Source organism: Microbacterium oleivorans NBRC 103075 (genome assembly GCF_001552475.1).
Taxonomy (GTDB): Bacteria; Actinomycetota; Actinomycetes; order Actinomycetales; family Microbacteriaceae; genus Microbacterium; species Microbacterium oleivorans.
Genome location: NZ_BCRG01000007.1, coordinates 1 through 21,080, shown reverse-complemented (window position 1 = coordinate 21,080; position 21,080 = coordinate 1). Strand labels below are relative to the sequence as shown.

The following is a 21,080-nucleotide window of genomic DNA, read 5'->3' as shown; positions in this document are numbered from 1 at the left end:
CCGGGCGATCGCCGGTGCTTCTTAGGCTAGCCTTACCTATGTGAGCTCCGTCAAATCCGCCTCCTCCTTCCGCCTCGAGCGGCAGTCGCTCGACCTGACATTCCGGCGGGCGATGCTCACCGCGCGGACCTGGGAGACCTCGACGTACGTGCGTGTGCGGCTCGAGGGTGACGACCTGCGGGGCTTCACGTCGCTCGGCAGCGACGACCACATGCGGCTGTTCTTCCCCGGCGAGGACACCGACGACCTCGATGTCATTCGTCGCTCCCCGAGCCGCGAGTACACCCCGCTCGCATGGGATGCCGAGGCGGGCTGGCTCAAGGTCGAGTTCGCCGTCCACGGCGACGCCGGCATCGCCGCCCCGTGGGCCGCGACCGCACCCCTGGGGTCGGTCATCGGCGTCGGCGGCCCTCGCGGGTCGATGGTGATCGCCGGCCGTCCCGACTCCTGGTTCCTGGCCGGCGACGAGACTGCCGTCCCGGCGATCCGGCGCTTCACGGCACTCATGGATCAGCAGGCGACCGGTCGCATCCTGATCGAGGTCACCGATGCGGCACATGAGCTGACGATCGCGGCTCCGGCCGCCGTGGCCGTCGCATTCGTCCACCGGGGCGACGCGTTCCCGGGGACGGCGCTGACAGCCGCCCTCGACATCCTTTCGGCGGGAGACCGACCGGCCGGCGACGTCTTCGGGTTCGTCGCGGCCGAGCAAGGGATCGTCAAGGCGGGGCGGCGTCTGCTGCTCGACCGGTGGGGCGCGGCATCCGATCAGGTCGTCGTGAAGGGCTACTGGAAGTCCGGCGAAGCCGAGTACCACGCACCGCACTGAGGTGCGATCGGTTGCCCGGGTAGCTTGCTCGCTGCCCAGGCACCGACCGCACGCAGCGGAGCGTTACATACGACCGAACGTCGCGTCGATGTCGGCCATCTCCATGGCGGCCGTCGCTTCGATCAGCGCCCGGAGCTCCTCGTCGGCTCCCGGCGAGAACTCTTCCGGACGCTCCGGCGAGATGGTCATCGGCGAACCTGCCGGTGCCTGCTCGCTGGCATCCAGCTGCGTTCCGTCGTTCGACGGCGACGCCCCCTGGAAGATGCGGCCGGCTTCGGACTGGTTGCCCAGGTCGAACGAGTACTGCTTGCTCTGCAGCCCCAGGTCGACGAGACGCTTCACCTCGGGGAACTGCTCGGCGTTCGTCTTCGGGATCGGGAGCGAGGTACGCCAGTTCACACCGAGGGTCTCGAGGGCCTTCGCATAGGCGTTCTCATGCGCCTGGTCTCGCACGATGAGGTACGAGATCGTGCTGCGCGCCATCTTGTTGTCTGTCATCTCGTAGAGCCGGCACTTCTGCAGCCGCCCCGTCGACTCCAGCATCAGGTTGTACAGCAGGTCGAGCACGAGGTTGCCGGAGTTGTAGACGTAGCTGCCCATCCACGGGTTGCCGGCGGCGTCGACGGGAAGTGCACCCTGCGCCCCGACCAGATAGTGATGGATGTTGCCGTGGTCGACGGCGATGCTGAGCGGTGTCGCGCCGCCGGCGCCGGGCGCGTCGACCGGATCGGTCGGCTTCCCGTTGTATCGGGGCGACCCATCCAGCAGGCGCGAGATCGTCGTGCCGATGAGCTCGACGTGGCTGATCTCCTCAGTGCCGATGCCCTGGATGAGGTCCTTGTAGGGCTTACCCGACGGGCCACGGAAATTGATGCTCTGGAACAGGTACTGCATCATCGTGCGCATCTCGCCGAACTGTCCGCCGAGGCCCTCCTGCAGCGCGTTGGCGGCGGCGGGATCCGGCTCGTCCTGTGCGATCTCATTGATGAACTCTTGAACGTGGAAGTACATGGTTCCTCCGGGGGTTTGGGGAGCCCGACGATCCGCCTGTCCCCTCGCCCCACCGCGCCCCTTGCCGACGTGGACGGCACCAGCTACCTTCCGGCCTTGTGGGAAACGCGTCAGCCGACCCCGGCGATACGCTCGTGCGTCGCGCGGACGAACGCGGCGTACCCGCCTGGCGTCCGCCCCCAGAAGCGGCCCGATGTGACCACCTCGTTCTCGTCCGTCGCGACCACCCGTGCCCTGAGCGCTCGCGCCGCGCGGACGAGCTCGACGTCCTCGTGCTGGTCGAGGTCAGCGAACTGCCCCGCCGCGAGGTACACGTCGGCACGCAGACCGAGATTCGCACCGTGGACATTGCCCGCCGGACGGCCGCGCGGATGGGTCTCCAACCAGTGCTCCGCGTGCTCCAGAGTGAGGTCGGCGAAGTCCGGGCGGACCGTGCCGAGGACGACATCCGCTCCCGCGGCGCGCAGATCGAGCTGATGACTGAGCCAGCTGACGGGGACGACGGAGTCTCCGTCCGTCGTGCTGATCCAGACATCCTCCGGCGACCCCAGCTCTGCGAGGAGTGCCGCAACACCCCGGCGTCGAGCGGTTCCCACGTTCCGAGCGTCGATACTCAGAACGCGCACCGGCCACGACCCTGCGATCTGAGCCGAGGCATCCGTGCACGCGTCGAGGACGACGACCGTCGCGATCCGCACTCCCGGATGCGTCCGCTGGCTGTGCTCGACGGCCGCGGCGAGCGCGGCGAGGCAGTCGTCGAGGAGCTCGGCTTCGTTGTGCACAGGGACGACGACCGCCACCGCCGGACTGCCCAGCGTCATGCGATGAGCCCCGTCTCCGCGGCGACCGATCGGGCGCCCTCGAGCCCGTAGACCTCGAGCACGAAGTCCTCCTCGTCGTGCAGCACCAGGCGGACGAACCCGTCCGCCGCACGAAGCGCGGCGTGTACGTCATCGCCTGACTGCGGATACTCCCCGACCGGATGCCGCCAGTGGCAGGCGATGAGGTGGCCACCGGCATCCATCGCTCGTCGTATTCGGCCGATGGCGACGGCAAGGTCAGCGGCGCTCCAGTAGTAGCCGACCTCCGACAGGACGACGAGGTCGAACGTGCCGGCCGGCCACTCCCCCGGCAACGCGAGACGGTCGAGGCGAACACCCTCACGATCGCCGAGGCGACGGCGTGCGATCTCGAGCGGAGCATCCGCGATGTCGACGGCATGCACCGCGTCGCATCGGTCAGCGAGAAGTTCGGTCAACACGCCCGTCGAGCACCCCAGTTCGAGCGCCGACGCATACCGGGCGCGAGGCAGGCTCGCCAGGGCGATGCTGCGCTTGCGCTGCTCGTACCAGCGCGACTCGAAACCCCACGGGTCATCGCCGTTGCGGCGGTAGAAGTCGTCGAAGAAGCCCTCCGCGAGGCTGCTGCCGGCAGGGCGGACGAAGACCTCGAAGTTCCGGTCGAAATGCGCCTGCATCCGCTCGTGGAGCATCACCTCATCGCCCGGTGCCGACGAGAGCGGGGCGATCTGGCTGCGATGTCGATCTGTGGCCGTGCGCTTGAGGTCCACGGTCGACTCTTCGAGCGGGACAACCTCGAGGTCACCCCAAGGCACGTCATCCGGCGAGCCCCAATGCCACAGCCAGATCGGATACTCCCGCCAGGGGACCCCGAGGTCCGCACACACCCCGGCGGTCACCTCTGCGGCGACACGATGATCGCGGTGGCCGTCGCCCACCCAGGGCACCACGACGAGATGCGCGTCGTTTCCTTGCAGCACGGCATGGAGCGCGTCCTTGATCGCGTCGCGATGGTCATCCGTGCCGCCGTCCGGAAGACCGAGGAACTGCAGGTCGATCGACGAGCCCAGCTGACCGAGGGCCTCGGCCACCTCCCGCCGTCGCACCGCTGCGAGCTCGACAGGGGTGTGCGTCGGCGACTCCGGATGAGAGCCCTCGCCGTCGGTGGCGATGATCACCGAGACGCTCGCGCCGCGACGCTTGGTGCGTGCGATCAGCCCCGCGGCGCCCAGCGTCTCGTCGTCGGGATGGGCCGAGACGACGATGAGGTGCTCGAAGGTTTCGTCCAAGGGCGGCAGCTCACGATCGACGAACACCTCCCGCCAGACCGCTTCGTCGGTCCCCGGATCGCGGTGACTGAAGCTCACCATGCGCCCCGCCCTTCCACGATGTCGGCGCCGATGCGAGCCAGATCGCGTTCGTCGTGATGTTGACGCAGGTAGATCTCGAGGTCGGCCACCCGGCGGGCATGAGCCTCGTCAGCCACGAGGGGCAAAGGCCCCAGCGCGCGAGCGGATTCGTCGATCGCCGTCTCGACCGCGCCGGCGACGACCGCCCGGACGCGTGCGGCGAGAGCACCGGGATGGGATGCCTCGGGCAGCCGGCCCATCTCCTGCGCCGCCGATCGCAGGGCGAGTCTTGCGGTCCAGAGCGCCACATCCACTCGGCCCAGGTGGACGCGCGACAGCTGATCCGCGCCCTCGCGCTGCGCGGCACCGGCGAGGGCGTCCCGCAGCGGCAGCGCGCCGCCCCACCAACACGCGGCCACCCCGATGCCACCGGCCGCAAAGCCGGGGCGGCGCAGGTACCAGCCAGGCTCGCCCACAGGCACGGCCGGAGCCGAGACGAAATCGACCGGCGCGCTCACGACCTGTCGGAGTCCCCGCGCATGCCATGGTCCCGTGTGAGGTGTCACGTCGGGTGTCTGCAACGCGACCGCGAACAGCCGACGCTCGTCGCCGACCCAGGCGGTGATGAGCGCATGTGTCAGGTGCTGTGCGAGCGAGCACCATGGCTTCGTTCCCGTCAGCCGCCACCCCGAGCCGTCGCCCTGCACCTCGAGCCGCATCCCCGCGCCTTCGGCGGCGAACACTCCCCATGACGAGCCGGAATCCGCGTGGATCGACGCGAGGTCGACGTCGTACCCGTCGCGACCCGCTTGGTCGAGGATGTCGAGCGCGTCGAGGTGGGGTTCGAGGATGCGCGCAGCACCCACATCCCGACTCGCGACCGCAGCGAGGAACGACCAGTCGTCCGAGAGTGAACGCTCGTGACCGCGTGCAGCGCCCACACCGACGGCCCAGGCGAGCGTGGTGGCAACGTTCGTACCGAACCCGTCGATCCGACCGGCCTCGTCGAGCAACGCGGCCCCCGAATCGCGGATGGGACCGTCGCTCAGATGGATGGGGGAAGAGTCTTCCTGCAGGCGGGTCACACCCGCAGTGTGTGCGCGATGCGAGCTGTCCGGCAGAGCCTTGCGGTTCCGACGATGTCTCGGGTACAGCGCACTCGTCGTCGCGAGACGAGCACGCTCGTCAGCCCCCGATCGCGTTCATGCCCCGCGCGGGCTGCAGGAACGACGGGTCGTTGATCGCGTGGCCGGGCAGCTTCCCCAGCACGCACGCGTGCAGGATCTCGGCGATCACGCGCTGACGGTCCTCAAGGGCGGCGCCCACCGGCATCCCCCGCACCGCGGTCGTCACGTCGTACTCGGTCAGCGAGAAGAGGCAGTTGCGGAACTGACCGTCGGCGGTCAGGCGCAACCGGTCGCACGCTCCGCAGAAGGGCGCGGTCACCGACGCGATCACGCCCACCTCGTGTGGACCGCCGTCGATGCGCCACTTCTCGGCGGGCGCCCCGCCGCGGCCGGGAACCGGCTCGAGAGACCAGCGCTCCGACAGCGCCTCGAGGATCTCCTCGCGCGTCACCATCGAGCTCCGATCCCACGTGTGCCCGGAATCCAGCGGCATCTGCTCGATGAACCGCAACTGCGCGCCCACCTCCATCGCGAAGGCGACGAGGTCGGCAAGCTGGTCGTCGTTCACGCCCCGCATCGCCACGGCGTTCAGCTTCAAGGGCTTCAGATCGGATGCCGCGGCTGCCGCGATCCCCTCGAGCACGTCGTCGAGCCGATCACGACGGGTGAGCGCGGCGAACCGCTCGCGATCGATCGTGTCGATGCTGATGTTGAGTCGCGTCAGGCCGGCGTCGATGAGATCGGGCAGCACCTCGGCGAGACGGATGCCGTTGGTCGTCATCGCGACCTCGACCGGCCCGTCGGGGCCTGAGATCGCAGCGACGCGGCGCACCACGTCGACGATGTCGGTGCGCAGCAGCGGCTCGCCACCGGTGAGCCGGAATGTGCGGATGCCGAGGCTCGCCGCGACCTCCGCGATCTCGACGATCTCGTCGGTCGTGAGGATGCTCGTGCGTGCCAACCACTCGTTGCCCTGCTCGGGCATGCAGTACGTGCAGCGCAGGGAGCAGCGGTCGGTGAGCGAGATCCGCAGGTCGCGGTGAATGCGTCCGTGCGTGTCGACGAGGCCGGCGGCCGGGTCGGGAGCCGCGCCCGAGTGAGGCGCGATCTGCGGCGCCCGACCGATCGTGATCGGGATGGCCGTCATCGCGTCGTCCCCCAGTGGCATCCCATCATCAGAGCCTAATCGCCGCCGCCTGGATCTGGGCTGATCAGGGCACCTTCACGGCAGCGGCACGAACCGCACGCGCGACAGGTCGACGTGCAGCCACACCGTGTCGCCGGATGACCAAGCGTCGCGCGTGTCGTCGACATCCACCGCGCCCGCGGACGTGTGGATCCGCGAGCCCGACAGCGTCGGCTCGACGCGCAGAACGGTCGCCTTCCAGGTGTTCGCGCCTTCCCCCGCCACGACCCTCGCATCACTCGGGCGGAACACGGCGGCGAGCGCCGTCCCGTCCGCGGTGGCGAGCGCGGTCGAAGCGACATCCGAGCTTGTCAGCAGGTGGCCGTCCGAGTCCGACCACCCTCCTCGCGCAGCGACTCCGGGCATCCGATTCATGTCGGCGATCGAGGCGACGAAGGCGGATGCCGGTGCCCGCAAGACCTCGCGCACGGGACCGGTCTGCACCACAGCTCCCGCGTCGATCACGAACAGTCGCTCGGCCAACGCGACCGCGTCGCCGGCGTCGTGCGTCACGGCGACCGTCGTCGTGCCGACGAGCTGTTCGCGCAGCATCCCGCGGATCGACGAGGCCGTGACCGGATCGAGCGCGACGAAGGGCTCATCGAGCAGCACCACCCGTGGCGACGCCGACAGCGCCCGCGCGATCGCGACGCGCTGCTGCTCTCCTCCGGACAGTTCACGCGGCATACGAGGCCCCAGGCCGCCTAGTCCGACGCGTTCGAGCCACTCATCGGCGTCGGCGCGCGCCCGTGCCGCAGGCGTTCCCGCGGCACGGGGGCCGAACGCGACGTTCTCCCGTGCGCTCAAGTGGGGGAACAGGCGCGGATCCTGCCCGAGCAGCACCACTCCGCGATGCATCGGCGCCGTGCTCACCCGAGGTGCGGCCACGCGCTCGACCGTGCGGTCCGCGACGGTGATCTCCCCGCCGTCGAGCGACACCAGGCCGGCGAGCGCCGACAGCAGCGTCGACTTGCCGGCGCCGCTCGGACCCATCACCGCGACCGTCTCCCCCGCCGCGGCGTCGATCATGACATCCACGCGGAAGCGGGACCGGTCGACGACGACGTGCGCCCGCAGCCCGCTCATCGCGCGGCCCCCGGTCGCCAGCCGCGCACCAGCATCAGCACGAGAACCGCTGTCGCGAGAAGCAGCAGCGCAAGGGCGACGGCCGTCCCCTGCGTGACCCCGGCGCCGTTGAACGCCGTGTAGATCGCAAGCGGCATCGTCTGCGTGACGCCGGGCCGATTGCCGGCGAAGAGGGCAGTCGCGCCGAACTCGCCGATCGCCCGCGCGAAGCACAGCACGGTTCCGGCGACGATCCCGGGCGCTGCGAGGGGAAGCGTGATGCGGCGGAGGATCGTCCAGCGGCCGGCTCCCAGCGCCGCCGCAGTCCGTTCGAAGTCCACGCCCGTCGAACGCACCGCGCCCTCGACGGCCAGCACGAGGAACGGCAGTGCCACGAAGGTCTGCGCGAGCACGACCGCCGGCGTCGTGAACGACAGCCCGAGTCCTCCGAGCCACCCGGCGCGGCCGAACAGGTACAGCAGCGCGATGCCGCCGACCATCGGGGGCAGCACGAGCGGCACCGTCACCGCGGCACGCAGCACGGCGGCAAGCCGGGGACCCGACCGGGCGATCAACAGGGCGAGCGGCACACCGATCACGACGCAGATCGCGGTGGCGGCGATTCCGGTACCGAACGAGAGACCGAGGGCGGCCAGCGCCGTCGGCGATGTCACGTCGGCGACGAAGGTGGCCCACTCCACGCGGGCGATCAGGGCGATGAGGGGCAGGATCAGGAAGCACAGCCCGAGGAGCGCGGGGAACGCCAGGGCACGGGGAACGTACCCGCGATCAGCCACCGTACTCACGGCGCTCCGAAGCCGCGGTCGTGGAGGATCTTCTGCCCAGCGTCCGACAGCACGAAGTCGACGAAAGCCTTCGCCGCCTGCGGATTCGCGGCATCCTTCAACGCGGCGATCGGGTACTCGTTGACGACCTTGTCGCTGCCCTCGGGAACGACCGCGGCGACGTCGTCGCGCCCGATCACATCGGTCGCGTACACGAGGCCCGCGTCTGCCTCGCCCGCCGCGACCTTCGTGAGCACGGCGGTCACGTTCTGCTCGAGACTGGCGGCGTCGACCGTCACGTCAGCGGCGGTGAGCAGCTTCGCGGATGCCGCGCCGCACGGCACCTCGGGCGCACACAGCACCGTCACGACGCGCGACAGGTCGGCGAGGCTCGTCACCTCCTTCGGGTTCCCGGCGGGAACGACGATCACGAGCGTGTTCGAGGCGAACACCTTCGGACTGACGGCGAACTCGGACACCTTGGCCATCGTGGCTTCATCGGCCGACGCGAACACGTCTGCCGGCGCCCCCGCATCGATCTGGGTCGCGAGCGTCGACGAGCCGTCGTAGACGGGACTGATCCGGATGCCGGGATGCTGCGCCGTGAACGCTTCGGCCACCTCGTCGAACGACGTCTTCAGGGAGGCGGCAGCGTAGACGGTGAGCGATCCTGAGATGTCATCGCCGGAGGGCGGCGACGCGGCGCATCCGGTCAGGAGAAGTGCGAGCGCACCGAGCGCCACGGGTCGGAGCAGGGAACGAGGCACGTCACTCCCCCGCGATCTCGACGACGACGTTCGTGGCCTTCACCGATGCCCGCGCAAGCGTGCCGACCTCGAGTTGCAACTCGTGCACCGCCTCGGCCGAGAGAAGCGATACGACGCGGTGGGGACCGGACTGGATGTCGACCTGCGCCATGACACCGTCGACCTGCACGCGCGTCACGATTCCGACGAAGCTGTTCCGCGCGCTGGAGCGGTGTTCTTGCCCGTCGCCGGGATCGTTCGCCATCGACACCGCGAAGGCCGCGAGCGCCTCGCCGGGGATCTCGGCAGGGACGGCATCCGTCACCGGCAGCAGCCCCTGGTCGATCCATCGCCGGACCGAATCGTCGCTGACGCCCAACAGGCGTGCGGCCCGAGCCACGCGGTACGTCGTCATTCTTCGATGATGCCGCATCCGCGGGTCCTGCACAGCCTTTCAATCCGCAAGTGCGGCTCGACGACCCGCCGAGAATCCGATCACGCGGCACGCTTGCACAGCCCCCTGACGCGTAAACTCGGGTCATGCGCCCCCTGGTCGATCCCGTGTCCGAGTTGGATCCCGACGAGCGCAAGCGAACCGCACGCCACACGGTACTCAAGGGCATCGGCGACGAGGGTCAACGTCGACTCGCCGCCACCCGCGTCGCCGTCGTCGGAGCCGGGGGGATCGGCTCGCCGGCGATCCTCGCCCTCGCCGCCGCGGGCGTCGGCGCGATCACGGTGATCGACGACGACATCGTCGAGCTCCACAACCTGCAGCGCCAGATCGCGCACCGCATCGAAGACATCGGCGTGCACAAGACGGAGAGCACGGTGCGTGCGGTCGCCGCCCTGTCGCCGGCCACCGTTGTCCGACCCGTCACCGCCCGCCTCGACGAGACCAACGCACAGGAGTTCTTCGCCGACGCCGACGTCGTCATCGACACGAGCGACTCGTTCGCGACGCGTCGAGCCGTCGCCGCCGCCGCCGAAGCGCTCGGCATCCCTCTCGTCTGGGGCGCTGTGCGGGAGTGGTACGCGCAGGTCACGGTCTTCTGGTCGAACCCGACCGACGCCGACCCCGTCGTCCTCAACGACCTCTTCGCCGTCGGCACCGAGGGCGACCCGCCCACGTGCGCGCAGGTCGGCGTGCTCGGCGCGCTCTGCGTGCAGGTCGGAGGGCTCCTGTCGACTGAGGTCGTCAAGCTCGCGATCGGCGTCGGCGAACCGTTGCTCGGACGTCTGCTCGTCCTCGACTCCCTCTCGGGTCGCCAGCGCGAGATCCCCCTCCGCTCCGCCGCCACGGCTGCGGCATCCGCATGAGCGGGCTGCGCAGCGTCGAGGAGCAGCTCGCCCGCGTGCTGGCTGCCGTCCGCACCCTCCCTGGAGAGACCGTGCCGACGCCCGAGTCAGCCGGCCGCACCCTCGCGGCACCGGCCGTCGCCGCCCACGACATCCCGCTCTTCGACAATTCCGCGATGGACGGGTTCGCCGTGCACGCGGCCGACGTCGCGACTGCCGGCCCCGACACCCCGATCGCGCTCCGGGTCGTCGCCGACCTGCCCGCCGGCGTCTCGGTAGATCCCCCGCTCGCCGCGGGGGAAACCGCCCGCATCATGACGGGCTCACCTACGCCCACGGCAGCCGACGCCATCGTGCCGTTCGAAGCCACCGCGGGCGGGCTGGCGAACTCGCTCGACGTCATCCACGTGCTCGAAGCCCCCGCCCCCGGGGCGTTCATCCGTCGCCGCGGCGCCGACCTCCGCGCCGGCGACGTCGTCGTCGAGGCGGGTCAGCGGATGGGTGCGTTCCAGGTGGCTGCCGCCGTGGCCGCGGGAGCCGACGAAGTGACCGTGGCCCGCGCGCCCCGCGTCGCCGTCGTGTCCACCGGCAGTGAGCTGATCGCCCCCGGCGAGACCGTGCGGCGCGGCCTCATCCCCGACTCGAACGGTCCCCTGCTCGCTGGGCTCGTCGCCGATGCGGATGCCGAGGTGGTCATGATCGCTCGCGTCTCGGACGACGGCGCAGCCGTCGCCCAGGTCACCGCCGATGCGCGCGCCGCGGGTGCCGACGTCATCATCTTCACCGGCGGGGTGAGCGCCGGCGCCTACGAGCCGGTGCGCGCCGCCTTCGACGGCCACGGCGAGGTCGAGTTCGCGAAGATCTCGATGCAGCCCGGCAAACCGCAGGCCTTCGGAACCGTGGGCGACGGATGCCTGGTGTTCGGCCTCCCCGGAAACCCGGTCAGCGTGGCCGTGTCGTTCGAGGTGTTCGTGCGCCCTGCCCTTCTCGCTCTCCAGAGCAGATCGGTCATCCACCGAGCCCACCTGACGATGACCGCGGCGGAGTCGTGGAAGCCGCCGCCCGGACGGCGGCAGTACCTGCCAGCGGTGGTCGACCTCGCCGCCCGCACCGTGCGCCCGGCGACGGCGGGAGGATCGGGCTCGCACCTGGCCGGCGGGCTCGCACAGGCATCCGCTTTCGCGATCGTCCCGGCAGAGGTCGCCGTCGTGGCCGTCGGCGACGAGCTAGATGTCATGCTGGTCGGATGACGTTTCCTCATCTCGACTCGGCCGGCCGCGCGCACATGGTCGACGTCACGGGCAAGACTCCGACGGTCCGCACCGCCACCGCCCGGGGCTTCGTCCGTTGCGGCGCGGAGGTCGTCTCGGCCCTTCGTGACGGCACCGCCCCGAAGGGCGACGTGCTGGCTGTGGCCCGCATCGCCGGCATCCAGGCGGCGAAGTCGACCGCCACACTGCTGCCGCTGGCACACGTGATCGGCGTGCACCGCGCGTCGGTCGAACTCGACATCGTCGACGACGGTGTCGAGATCGAGGCGACCGTCGGAACGGCAGACCGCACCGGCATCGAGATGGAGGCGCTCACCGCCGTCTCCGTCGCCGCGCTCGCCATCGTCGACATGATCAAAGGCCTCGACCGCTCGGTCGTGATCGAGAACGTCCGCATCACCGCGAAGTCGGGAGGTCGCTCCGGCGACTGGGTGCGGCCCGGAGAAAAGGATCAGGCATGACTCTCGTGCGCTACTTCGCCGCCGCTGCAGAGGCTGCCGGCACCGAGAGTGAGGATCGCTCGGAGGCGACCCTCGCCGAGCTCCGCACCGCGATCCTCAACGAGCACCCGTCGCTGTTCCTCGTACTGCCCGACTGCGCCGTCCTCGTCGATGGCGTGCGGACGGATGGCGACGCTCCGCTGATCGACGCACGACTGATCGACGTCCTGCCGCCGTTCGCGGGCGGCTGAGCGGGCGGCGGAGCGTCAGCCGCCGATGCCCTTCCAGGCCGAGGTTCCGTCGGTCTCGAGCTGACGTTTCCAGACGGGCAGGTCGGTCTTGATCGTCTCGATGACGGCGCGGCAGACCTCGAACGCTTCGGCGCGGTGCTCCGACGCGACGGCGATCACGACCGCCGCGTCGCCGACCGCGAGGTTGCCCACGCGATGGCTGACGGCGACGACGGCACCGGACGCGTCGCCCGCCTGCTCCGCGATGCGGTGCAGCGTTGCTTCGGCGTCGGGGTGAGCGCTGTATTCGAGCCCGACGACGGTGGTCGCGGCATCCGGATCGTTGTCGCGCACCCGGCCGACGAAGGTGGTGACAGCGCCGAACTTCGGGTCCTCGACGGCACGCAGATGGGCGTCGAGGTCGAGCGCGGTCTCTTCGAGCCGCGCGATTCGTACGGTGTTCATGAGTGGTCTCCGCCCTTCACCTGATCGACCACGTGCGTGGCGACCGACACGATCACGGGGATGCCGGAGCTCACCGCGCGCGGCGATCCCGGCAGGTTGACGATGAGGGCTCCCTCGGGGTCGGCGACGCCCGCGATCCCGCGGGAGAGCACCGACAGCGGGGTGTCGGCGAGGCCGACGCGGCGCAGTTCCTCCGCGATGCCGGGGAGCGGACGGGTGACGATGCGTTCCGTTCCCTCGGGGGTCTGGTCCCGAGGACCGACACCCGTGCCACCGGTGGTGATGATGAGCCGAGCGCCCGCTGCGAGCGCGCGGCGGAGGGCCTGCTCGACGGAGTCTGCACCGTCGGGGACGACCTCGACGGGCGCGCAGGCGATGCTGGCCCCTTCGAGCAGGGAGACCGCGAGCGGACCACCGCGGTCCTCACGCTCACCCGAGGCGGAGCGGTCGGAGACCGTGATCACGAACGCGAGAAGGGACGTCACGTGCTCACCCTAGGCCCGGGCCGCCGACGCTCACGAAACGGAGATGAGCGAACGCTGCCAGCCCGACGAGCCGTTGGGCGCGATGGCGGCGCGCTCTTCGATCTGCATGTCGCCGTCCTTGTTGATCGCGCGGACCGCCACGTAGTGGGTGCCGGGAGTGGCATCCCAATCGACAACCCACTGGACCCACGTGTCGGCGTTGATCGGGGTCGACAGCTTCGCCGGGATCCAGTCACCGTTGTCGATGCTGACTTCGACACGCTCGATACCGACGGTCTGAGCCCACGCGACACCGGCGATCGGTACCTTTCCGGCCTTGACCGGGGTGCCGCTCTTCGGGGTGTCGACGCGCGACGAGAACTTGATGGGCGCCTCGGCGCTGTAGCCGCGCGGAGTCCAGTAGGCCTCGTCGTCGGCGAACGTCGTGATCTTGAGCTCGGTGACCCACTTCGTCGCCGAGACGTAACCGTAGAGACCAGGGATCACCATGCGGACGGGGAAGCCGTGCTCGGGCGGGAGCGGCTCGCCGTTCATCGCGACGGCGAGGATCGCGTCGAGGTTCTCGTCGGTCGCCGCGGAGAGCGGTGTGCTCGCGGTGTAGCCGTCGACGCTCCGCGACAGGATCATGTCGGCGCCCGACTTCGGTCCCGCCATCTTCAGGACGTCGCGGAGGCGCACACCCTGCCACTTCGCGTTGCCGACGAGCTCCCCGCCGACCTCGTTGGAGACGCAGGTGAGCGTGATCGCGTACTCGTCGAGGCCCATGTCGAGCAGGTCCTGGAACGACAGTTCGACGCGCTTGTCGACCATGCCGTCGATGACGAGCTTCCAGGTGGAGGGGTCGACGTTCGGCACGGTGAGAGCGGTGTCGACGCGGTAGAAGTCGGCGTTCGGGGTGAACAGCGGGCTGATGCCGGGAACGTCTAGTTCGGCGCCCGCCGGGATCGGCACGGTCGACTTCGGAGCGGGGAGCTTCAGCGCACGGCGGATCGCATCAGCCGACGAGGTAGCTGCGCTGACGGCACGTGAGGCGACGCCGACGATGACAGCGGATGCCCCGGCGAGACCGGTCATCACGAGGAAGCGACGACGGTCGAGGCCCTCTCTCTCCTCGCCTGACTTTCGCGCATCGCGCCAGGCGCGAAGCCTGCGACCCAGGAGGAACAGGACGGCGGCGGCGGCCAGGGTGCCCAGAAGCGGCGGGACGAACGCGAGGGTGGTCGCCTCGGCGCGGGTGACGATGGCCGCACCCGAGAGGATGCCGGCGACGAACAAGGCGATCACCCCGAGCGGGGGCCGCACGTACTCGAGAATCCCCGCGATGGCGGATGCCACCACGACCGCGATCCCGAGTCCGGCGAGGAGTGCGATCTTGTCGTACTCCCCGAAGGTGGTGATCGCGAATTCTTTCAGCGGCCTCGGGACGATGTCGATCACGAAGGAACCGACGGCGAGGATCGGGCTGGCGGTGCTCGCGAAGATCAGCGCCGCCAACTCCGCGACAGCGAGGAAGACTGCACCCCCGACCAGGCCCGAAAGGGCCGCCCAGAAGAAGAAGCGCTTGCCTGTGGTGGTGTGAGTGCTCATGTCATCCCTTCAGAGCTTGTTCGTAGCGAACACCGGATCGGATGCACCGAGGCTGCGGCGATGACATGCGTGACGGGCTTGCCCGTCCCACTATGAACCCCGCAGTGAAAGGAATCTCCCACTTGCGGATGTCGCGCGGATGCGCAGGCCTCAGCCCGCGTACGGCCACACCACGGTCAGCCGCAGGGGCTCGTCATCCCTGGGCGAGTTGTGCCAGATCTCCCGGGCCGGCCCGATCGGGGTGCGACCGGCATCCGTGATCCAGGCGTGCACCTCGTCGTACAGCGCGAGGATCTCGGGGAAGTCGGTCTCGCGGCCCTCCGCGTGACGGAGAGCAACCTGCCCCCCGGTCATGCGGTAGCTGCGCACATCGTCCGTGCCGTCCGTCAGTGCGTCGACAGGCAGGACGATCTCCAACGGACCGTCGGAGTCGTCGGTCACGGGGCCGTGGAAGACGCCGAACGGGTCGCCCGTGGCGCGGAGCCCTGCGGCGGCAGCCACATCGTGCAGGCGCCCGACCTCGTCATGGATCAGCTGATCCATCTCCTGCGGCGCCATCCGACGCATCACGCTCAGCACGGGACGATCGACCTCGATCGCGGTTTCGACAATGGACATGGGTTCCTCCTTGGTGAGATGAAGTCGCGCTCGAGCGAGCACGACATGGTGAGCCTGGGTGCGGCGGTCCATTGCGGCGATCGCCTCGTCGAGGAGATTTACCGCGGCATCCGGATCGCGTTCCGCGAGCTCGACGATCTCCGCGATCTGGTCGAGCGAGAGCTCGGCTGACCGCAGGAGCGCGATCAGCCAGCCGGTCTGCACCTGCTCCGCCGAGTAGTAGCGGTAGCCGGTGTCGGCATCCACGCGACTCGGCGCCAGCAGACCCCGATCGGCGTAGATCCGGAGCGCCTTCGCCGACAGCAGGGTGGACGCGCCGAACCTGCCGGCGGTCATCAGATCCTCATCGTTCGCGGTCACAGCATCAGCATCGACCCTGCCCCTGGGGCGAGGTCAAGCACCGATAGCGTGAAAGCCGCCCGGGTGCCCACCCTCGGCATCCGTGGATTCGCCCTGACCGGTCATGCCGTCCGGCTCGCCGCACACCGGTGACATCGGATGCTGCGGCAGAATCGGCTCGTGTCCACCCCCGCAAGCGCCTGGCGCGTCACGACGCGCGGTGACGCCGAGATCCTCGTCAGCCCCCGGCAGCCGACAGCCGTCGTCCGCCATCCCGGCCAGGCCGACCGTGTCGCCTCGTGGGCTGACCTCGACATCGGCGTCATCAGCGCGGACGCGATCGTCCACGCTGCGCCCGACGGCGTGTGGGTCGTGTACCAGCCGCAGGACGCAGACGACGGCGACTCGTCCGCCCCCGTGGCAGCGGTCCACGTCGGCCCCGACGGGACTGTTCGTCGAATCCGACTTCCGAGCGTGATGGATTCGCTCGGCGCGACCCGGCACGGGCTGTGGTTTCGCACGGAGCACGACCCGGGCCCCGACGACCACGACGCGTGGCTGGCCGACACCCGGGTCGTGGTCGTCAGCCACGACGGCACGTGCATCTCGCTCGCTGTCGACCGACGCATCCTGTTCGTCCACGAATCCGGTTCCGGCCCTCTCCTCACCTTCTCGCGAAGCGCGCCGGACGCCGACACAGACGGCGCGGGGACGGCCTACTCGTACCGCTACGCGACCGCCTCACTCCCCGCCGGCGCTCTGCCCGACCACCTTTCGCCGGCCACCGCGGCGACAGACCTCACCGACGAAGCGCTGCTCGACGAGCTCACGGGGATGCGACCCCGCTACCGCGAGGAACCCTCGGTCGGCATCCCATGGGAGCGCATAGATCTGCCCACGGATCGACGGGATGCCGCCGTCGCGGCGCTCGTCGACGAGTTCGGCGACCTCGCGCACTACTGGCGAGGGGCGGACGGCGTCACCGTGCCCCTCAGCATCGGGCTCACGGAGCCGCGCATCGACGTCGTCGGCGAATGGCCGGACACCCGAGTGGAGGTGACCTTCCGGCATCCGATCCTCCCGAGCGGCCGCCTGCGACGGACCCTGCGCGTGTTCGACGAAGCCGGCCGCATCCTGCTGCATCCGTACGCGGCGATCCACCTGATGGAGGACCTCGACACGCGCTCGCCGCTGCCGCCGGCGGGCGAAAGCGAGGTCCACGACCTCTGAAAAGCAATCGGCACCACGGACATCTCGTCTGCTTCTAGGCTGACGATGGATGACTGTTGCCGACCGGCGGGGGACGATGAGGACACGGACAGACACGCTCGACTCGTGGGAGACGCACGTCACCCTCTTCGCCATTGTGAAGCTCGACCCCGACGGGATCGTCCGCGGCTGGAATGCCGGGGCCCAGACGCTCAAGGGGTATTCGGCTGAGGAGATCGTCGGTGAGCACTTCTCTCGGTTCTACCGCGCCGCTGACGTTGACCGCGGCCTCCCTGAGCGCCTGCTCGACAAAGCCAGAATCCACGGCAGCGTCGACGACCGCGGCTGGCGTGTCCGCAAGGACGGCTCGGAGTTCTGGGCGCACGTGACGATCACCGCCGTTCCCGACGACGGCGGCATCCGCGGGTTCGTCAAGATCGTTCGGGACCTGAGCGCGGAGAAGCACGCCGCTGATGAGCAGGTCGCGCTGCAGCGGACGTTCGCCCACGACCTCGTCTCGCCCGTGACCGCGCTTCGCGGATACCTCGAGCTGCTCGAGGAGGAGATCGGCGGGGACCACCGATACCTCCGCCTCGCTCAGGAGACCGGCGAACACCTCGTGGCGATGGCGGGCGCGCTGATGGCGGATGCGCTCATCGGTGCGGACGAGGAAGGACGCACGTTCGATGTCTCGCTCGTGGTTCGGGGCGCTGCCAGCGTCGTACTCCGTGCGGGAACGGAAGAACGGGTCCGCTTCGGACGGCTCGACGCCGCCGAGATCCGCGGCGACGTCCTTGCCCTCCGCCGAGCGTTCGCCAACGTGCTCGAGAACGCCGCCCGCTACTCAGACGATGAGATCCACGTCGATGTCATCCGATCAGGCGACGGCGTGGCGGTGACGGTCCGTGACAGCGGTCGAGGCATCCACCCCGGCGACCTCGCGACGATCACGTCCTCCGGCGAGCGCGGTCGGCTCGCCGACGCCGACGACGGCGGCACGGGGCTCGGGCTCGCCAGCGCGGCCACGGCGATCGCCGGTCTCGGCGGAACCCTCGACATCGACAGCGAGGTGGGCGTCGGGACGACGATCACCATCACGCTTCAGCTCAGCGCGGCGGAGTGAGCGGGGCGGCTGCCGCCACGAGCTCCCGCAGCATCGCCGCCACGACGTCGGACTGCTCGATGGCGGCGAAGTGGCCCGCGGCATCCAGCACGGTCTCGCGAAAGTCGGGAATGGTCGACGCCAAGAACGAGCCGTCATCCGCTCCGACGAAAACGTCGCGCGCGCCCCGCACCGAACGAACCGGACAGCGGATGCCGCGCCACGCCGACTCGTCGTAGGCCGCAGCCGCGCGGGCCGCCGCGACGAAGGACAGCGGCCGGATCTCCTCCGCCAGCGCGCTCACCACCGAGTCGTCGACCTCGGCGGGACGAGCGAACAGCGGAGAGCTGAGGGCGCGCAGCATCCCGACGCGGTCGAGCCAGCGCAGGAGCGGAGCGGATGCCGACCCCAGCATCGCGAGGACGCGCATCGCGAGCAGCATCCCGGCGAAGCCCGGCAGCCTGAGGCCGCCGCGGATCGGGCGGCGGACGGCGTCGAGGACGGCGGGACCTGACGGCGAGACGAGGAAGACGGACCCGGTCTCGTCCGGAAAGCGCGCTGCGATGTCGAGCGCGAGGGCGCCGCCCAGCGAGTGCCCGACGAGCACCCACCGGTCGTAACCCCGCGACCGCAGGGCGCCGACGACTGCCGCGCTGAGCCGTGGGATGTCCAGGCCAGACGCGGGCAGGGGGCTTTCACCCCATCCGGGCAGGTCGGCGGCGACGACGTCGCGGAGCGGACGACCGGCCCGTCGAGCCGCCCAGAGGAGCGGCGTCCACGTCGTCCACGATCCCGCAGCCCCGTGCAGGAGAACGACGGCCACACCGCTCTCGGGCTCGGAGGCATGGACGACGATCTCGCCCTCGGGCGTCGCCACGACCTCGCGTCGAAGCCCGAGCGCGCGCCCGCTGGTGTCGAGCCGGGAGCGGTCACGCGCCGCGACGCGAGGAAGGGACGACATGACTGTTGTTCGTCGCCGGCCGGGCATCGGATGCCCGGCCCACGATTCAGCCGATGCGCGTGCGGAGGGCCTCGGCATCCGTCTCGCCGTCGACGAGCACCGCGCGGGCGAGATCGCGGGCATCCTCGACGTTCCAGAGCAGGACGCCGACCGGGGCACCCGACTCATCGCGGTAGTAGACGACCGTGCGGTCCTCGTCGAGGTCGACGACGAGCGGGTCCTGCTCAGGGTCGAGGATGCCGACCGCTTCCCACCGGACGCCGAAGACGGCGGAGTAGAAGTACGGGGTGTGCGAGTACGGCAGCCGCTCCCCCGCCATCGAACGGCCGACCGCCGCGCCCATCTCGTTCGCGTTGTCGACGTGCTCGACGCGCGAGCGGCCGAGAATCGGGTCGGGGTACGACGCGATGTCGCCCGCTGCCCAGATCGCGTCATCACTCGTGACGAGGTGCTCGTCGACGAGAACGCCGTCATCCACCTGCAGACCGGCCTGCTCGGCCAGGTCGGTGACCGGATCGACGCCGAGACCCAGCACGACGATGTCGGCCGGACGCTCTTCGCCGCCCTCGAGCACGACGTGGAGGCGGTTGCCCTCGGTGCGCACCTCTTCGACCCGAGCACTGGGAACGAGCTCGACACCGCCGTCTCGGAACAGCTGGTCGTATCGCTTCGCCAGCTCGGGCGGGAAGGTGCCGTCGCCCAGCACCTCCGATGGGAAGACGAGCTCGGTCTCGACCCCGTTCTGCGCGAGCGCTGCGGCGATCTCGGCGCCGATGTAGCCACCGCCGATCACGACCGCTCGGCCGCCGTTCTCCGCCAGGTCGCGCAGCTGCCGGTAGTCCTCGGCTGAGCGGAAGAAGAGGATGCGGTCGTCCTCCGGCACCGGAATCTCGCGCGGCTTCGACCCCGTCGCGAGGAGCAGTCGCCGGTACGCGAGCTCGTTCCCCTCCGCGATCGTGACCGTCTTCGCCTCACGGTCGATCGCGCTGACGTACGTCTCGAGGCGGATCTCCGCTCCGGTGGCCTCTTCGGTACCGAGCGGTACCTGGTCCCACGTGAAGTCGGGATCGGTCCAGAGCTTCTTCGTCAGCGCCGGCCGAGTGTACGGCGGGTCGATGTCCGCGCTGAGGATGCCGATGGTGCCGTCGGGATCCAGTTCCCGGATGCCGCGGGCCGCCGCATCCGCCACCATTCCGCCACCGACGATCAGATAGTCGTACGTCCGCATCACACACTCCGCTCGATTGGTTCCCGGCCACGGTATGCGGACCTCCGTGAATGCGCGGCGGGGTTGCGGGATGCAGTGGCGCGGGTTAGTTCGGCAGGATGGCCGGGTGCACGGGGACGTGATCAATCTCGGGCAGGCGCACCGCTGGCGCTGGCGGAGCGGCATCCCGCTGGCGCGTGTCGCGACGGACGGGCCCACGGTGGCGGACACCGCCCGAGAGGTGCTCGTGCGCGCGGGCTGGGTGCCACGGTGATGAGCCGATTCGGGAGATGAGCGGTTTCTCATCTCGGGGCTGTTCATAAGGGGTGGTCTCGGTGATTTTCCGGGTCTGAATGTCGGTGGTTGCTGCGAGAGTGCAGGTATGGCGGATGCGGCGGAAACCCCGGGTGGCGAGGATTATCTCGCCGCTCTCGCGGGCCTCGTTTCTGACGTCTCGGATGCCGCCCGCCAGGTCGCCGCGGCGCAGATCGCCGAGCTGCGAGTACTGGCTGCGGCCGGGCGTCTCGCAGAAGAACAGGCGGTGCAACAGAACGCGAAAGTGCGGCTCCACGACATGGCCCTGCGGTCGATCGCAGCCGAGGTCGGCGGGGTCCTGCGCACGACCGATCGCACGGTGCAACGGCGGATCGGCGAGGCGCGGACGATCATCGAAGGGTTTCCTGCGGCTGTGACCGCCTGGGAATCGGGGCGGATCGTGCGGGAGCATGTGCGGGCGATCGTCGACGCGGGGACGACCCTGCCGGCAGAGATGTGGGCGGAGTTCGAAGCGATCGCGATCGAACGGTGCGAGCGGGAGACTCCGAACCGGGTGCGGGGTGAGCTGGAGATCTTCGCGCACCGGATGCACCCGCGATCCTTCGCGGAACGCCACGAAGAAGCAGCCGCTGGACGATGCGTGCGACTGGTTCCCGGGCGGGACGGGATGAGCGATCTCATCGCGACTTTGCC

General features: G+C 69.9%; 24 protein-coding genes. 9 read left to right on the top strand and 15 right to left on the bottom strand.

The window, feature by feature from the left end; genetic code table 11:
• The first annotated feature begins 40 nt into the window (after positions 1-40).
• The gene (locus MO1_RS08235; protein WP_060915768.1) at positions 41-829 is read left to right on the top strand and encodes a siderophore-interacting protein; all 789 of its coding nucleotides are present in this window, start codon (positions 41-43) and stop codon (positions 827-829) included.
• A gap of 63 nt (positions 830-892) precedes the next feature.
• On the opposite strand, the gene MO1_RS08230 is transcribed toward MO1_RS08235, so the two are convergent.
• The 9 genes from MO1_RS08230 to MO1_RS08190 form a co-directional block, all read right to left on the bottom strand.
• On the bottom strand, positions 893-1,840 hold the full coding sequence (locus tag MO1_RS08230) for a manganese catalase family protein (protein ID WP_036313513.1): 948 nt from the start codon (positions 1,838-1,840) through the stop codon (positions 893-895).
• A gap of 110 nt (positions 1,841-1,950) precedes the next feature.
• Positions 1,951-2,661, bottom strand: coding sequence for a glycosyltransferase (locus MO1_RS08225; protein WP_060915767.1), 711 nt, complete (start codon positions 2,659-2,661; stop codon positions 1,951-1,953).
• Complete coding sequence (locus tag MO1_RS08220) at positions 2,658-4,010, bottom strand: PIG-L family deacetylase (RefSeq protein ID WP_255209245.1); 1,353 nt, start codon at positions 4,008-4,010, stop codon at positions 2,658-2,660. Before MO1_RS08220 ends, MO1_RS08225 begins: the two co-directional genes overlap by 4 nt.
• Positions 4,004-5,074, bottom strand: coding sequence for an acyl-CoA dehydrogenase family protein (locus MO1_RS08215; RefSeq protein ID WP_255209244.1), 1,071 nt, complete (start codon positions 5,072-5,074; stop codon positions 4,004-4,006). The genes MO1_RS08220 and MO1_RS08215 overlap by 7 nt, the downstream gene beginning before the upstream one ends.
• 100 nt (positions 5,075-5,174) lie before the next feature.
• Positions 5,175-6,263 carry a GTP 3',8-cyclase MoaA gene (moaA, locus tag MO1_RS08210; RefSeq protein ID WP_167542030.1) on the bottom strand — a complete coding sequence of 363 codons (1,089 nt, stop codon included), beginning with the start codon at positions 6,261-6,263 and terminating at the stop codon, positions 5,175-5,177.
• A gap of 75 nt (positions 6,264-6,338) precedes the next feature.
• The gene (locus MO1_RS08205; protein ID WP_060915766.1) at positions 6,339-7,388 is read right to left on the bottom strand and encodes an ABC transporter ATP-binding protein; all 1,050 of its coding nucleotides are present in this window, start codon (positions 7,386-7,388) and stop codon (positions 6,339-6,341) included.
• A complete protein-coding gene (gene modB, locus MO1_RS08200; protein ID WP_255209243.1) occupies positions 7,385-8,173 on the bottom strand; it encodes a molybdate ABC transporter permease subunit in 789 nt (262 codons plus the stop codon). The genes MO1_RS08205 and modB overlap by 4 nt, the downstream gene beginning before the upstream one ends.
• A complete protein-coding gene (modA, locus tag MO1_RS08195) occupies positions 8,170-8,919 on the bottom strand; it encodes a molybdate ABC transporter substrate-binding protein (protein ID WP_060915764.1) in 750 nt (249 codons plus the stop codon). Before modA ends, modB begins: the two co-directional genes overlap by 4 nt.
• A gap of 1 nt (position 8,920) precedes the next feature.
• Positions 8,921-9,313 carry a TOBE domain-containing protein gene (locus MO1_RS08190; RefSeq protein ID WP_060915763.1) on the bottom strand — a complete coding sequence of 131 codons (393 nt, stop codon included), beginning with the start codon at positions 9,311-9,313 and terminating at the stop codon, positions 8,921-8,923.
• Between the two features lie 125 nt (positions 9,314-9,438).
• On the opposite strand from MO1_RS08190, the gene MO1_RS08185 reads away from it, so the two are divergent.
• From MO1_RS08185 to MO1_RS08170, 4 genes are read left to right on the top strand one after another with little or no spacing between them, the layout of a single operon-like run.
• On the top strand, positions 9,439-10,218 hold the full coding sequence (locus MO1_RS08185; protein WP_060915762.1) for a HesA/MoeB/ThiF family protein: 780 nt from the start codon (positions 9,439-9,441) through the stop codon (positions 10,216-10,218).
• Positions 10,215-11,447 (top strand): molybdopterin molybdotransferase MoeA, encoded by a 1,233-nt coding sequence (locus MO1_RS08180; protein ID WP_060915761.1) that lies wholly within the window; start codon positions 10,215-10,217, stop codon positions 11,445-11,447. The genes MO1_RS08185 and MO1_RS08180 overlap by 4 nt, the downstream gene beginning before the upstream one ends.
• Entirely contained in the window at positions 11,444-11,929 is a 486-nt protein-coding gene (moaC, locus tag MO1_RS08175) for a cyclic pyranopterin monophosphate synthase MoaC (protein WP_060915760.1), read from the top strand. The genes MO1_RS08180 and moaC overlap by 4 nt, the downstream gene beginning before the upstream one ends.
• Complete coding sequence (locus MO1_RS08170) at positions 11,926-12,159, top strand: MoaD/ThiS family protein (RefSeq protein WP_060915759.1); 234 nt, start codon at positions 11,926-11,928, stop codon at positions 12,157-12,159. Before moaC ends, MO1_RS08170 begins: the two co-directional genes overlap by 4 nt.
• A 15-nt stretch (positions 12,160-12,174) precedes the next feature.
• Here MO1_RS08170 and MO1_RS08165 read toward each other — a convergent pair whose 3' ends face one another.
• From MO1_RS08165 to MO1_RS08150, 4 genes are all read right to left on the bottom strand, one after another.
• Positions 12,175-12,603, bottom strand: a complete 429-nt coding sequence (locus MO1_RS08165) for a molybdenum cofactor biosynthesis protein MoaE (RefSeq protein WP_060915758.1) — start codon at positions 12,601-12,603, stop codon at positions 12,175-12,177.
• The gene (locus tag MO1_RS08160) at positions 12,600-13,088 is read right to left on the bottom strand and encodes a MogA/MoaB family molybdenum cofactor biosynthesis protein (protein WP_060915757.1); all 489 of its coding nucleotides are present in this window, start codon (positions 13,086-13,088) and stop codon (positions 12,600-12,602) included. The genes MO1_RS08165 and MO1_RS08160 overlap by 4 nt, the downstream gene beginning before the upstream one ends.
• A gap of 30 nt (positions 13,089-13,118) precedes the next feature.
• The gene (locus MO1_RS08155; protein ID WP_060915756.1) at positions 13,119-14,675 is read right to left on the bottom strand and encodes a molybdopterin-dependent oxidoreductase; all 1,557 of its coding nucleotides are present in this window, start codon (positions 14,673-14,675) and stop codon (positions 13,119-13,121) included.
• 150 nt (positions 14,676-14,825) lie between these two features.
• The gene (locus tag MO1_RS08150; protein ID WP_255209242.1) at positions 14,826-15,653 is read right to left on the bottom strand and encodes a MerR family transcriptional regulator; all 828 of its coding nucleotides are present in this window, start codon (positions 15,651-15,653) and stop codon (positions 14,826-14,828) included.
• 159 nt (positions 15,654-15,812) lie between these two features.
• On the opposite strand from MO1_RS08150, the gene MO1_RS08145 reads away from it, so the two are divergent.
• Both MO1_RS08145 and MO1_RS08140 read left to right on the top strand, forming a co-directional pair.
• Complete coding sequence (locus tag MO1_RS08145; RefSeq protein WP_060915831.1) at positions 15,813-16,862, top strand: hypothetical protein; 1,050 nt, start codon at positions 15,813-15,815, stop codon at positions 16,860-16,862.
• A 49-nt stretch (positions 16,863-16,911) separates the two neighbouring features.
• A complete protein-coding gene (locus tag MO1_RS08140; RefSeq protein WP_244604316.1) occupies positions 16,912-17,964 on the top strand; it encodes an ATP-binding protein in 1,053 nt (350 codons plus the stop codon).
• Here the strand turns inward: MO1_RS08140 and MO1_RS08135 are convergent.
• Together MO1_RS08135 and MO1_RS08130 are read right to left on the bottom strand one after the other, a co-directional pair.
• The gene (locus MO1_RS08135) at positions 17,948-18,904 is read right to left on the bottom strand and encodes an alpha/beta fold hydrolase (RefSeq protein ID WP_060915754.1); all 957 of its coding nucleotides are present in this window, start codon (positions 18,902-18,904) and stop codon (positions 17,948-17,950) included. The two genes, MO1_RS08140 and MO1_RS08135, sit on opposite strands and share 17 nt — an antisense overlap.
• 46 nt (positions 18,905-18,950) lie before the next feature.
• Positions 18,951-20,132, bottom strand: a complete 1,182-nt coding sequence (locus MO1_RS08130; protein WP_060915753.1) for an NAD(P)/FAD-dependent oxidoreductase — start codon at positions 20,130-20,132, stop codon at positions 18,951-18,953.
• 106 nt (positions 20,133-20,238) lie between these two features.
• Between MO1_RS08130 and MO1_RS14610 the strand changes: the two genes are divergently transcribed.
• Positions 20,239-20,385 (top strand): hypothetical protein, encoded by a 147-nt coding sequence (locus MO1_RS14610; protein WP_157526392.1) that lies wholly within the window; start codon positions 20,239-20,241, stop codon positions 20,383-20,385.
• 108 nt (positions 20,386-20,493) lie between these two features.
• A partial coding sequence (locus MO1_RS08125; protein WP_157526390.1) for a DUF222 domain-containing protein occupies positions 20,494-21,080 on the top strand: 587 nt, incomplete at its 3' end.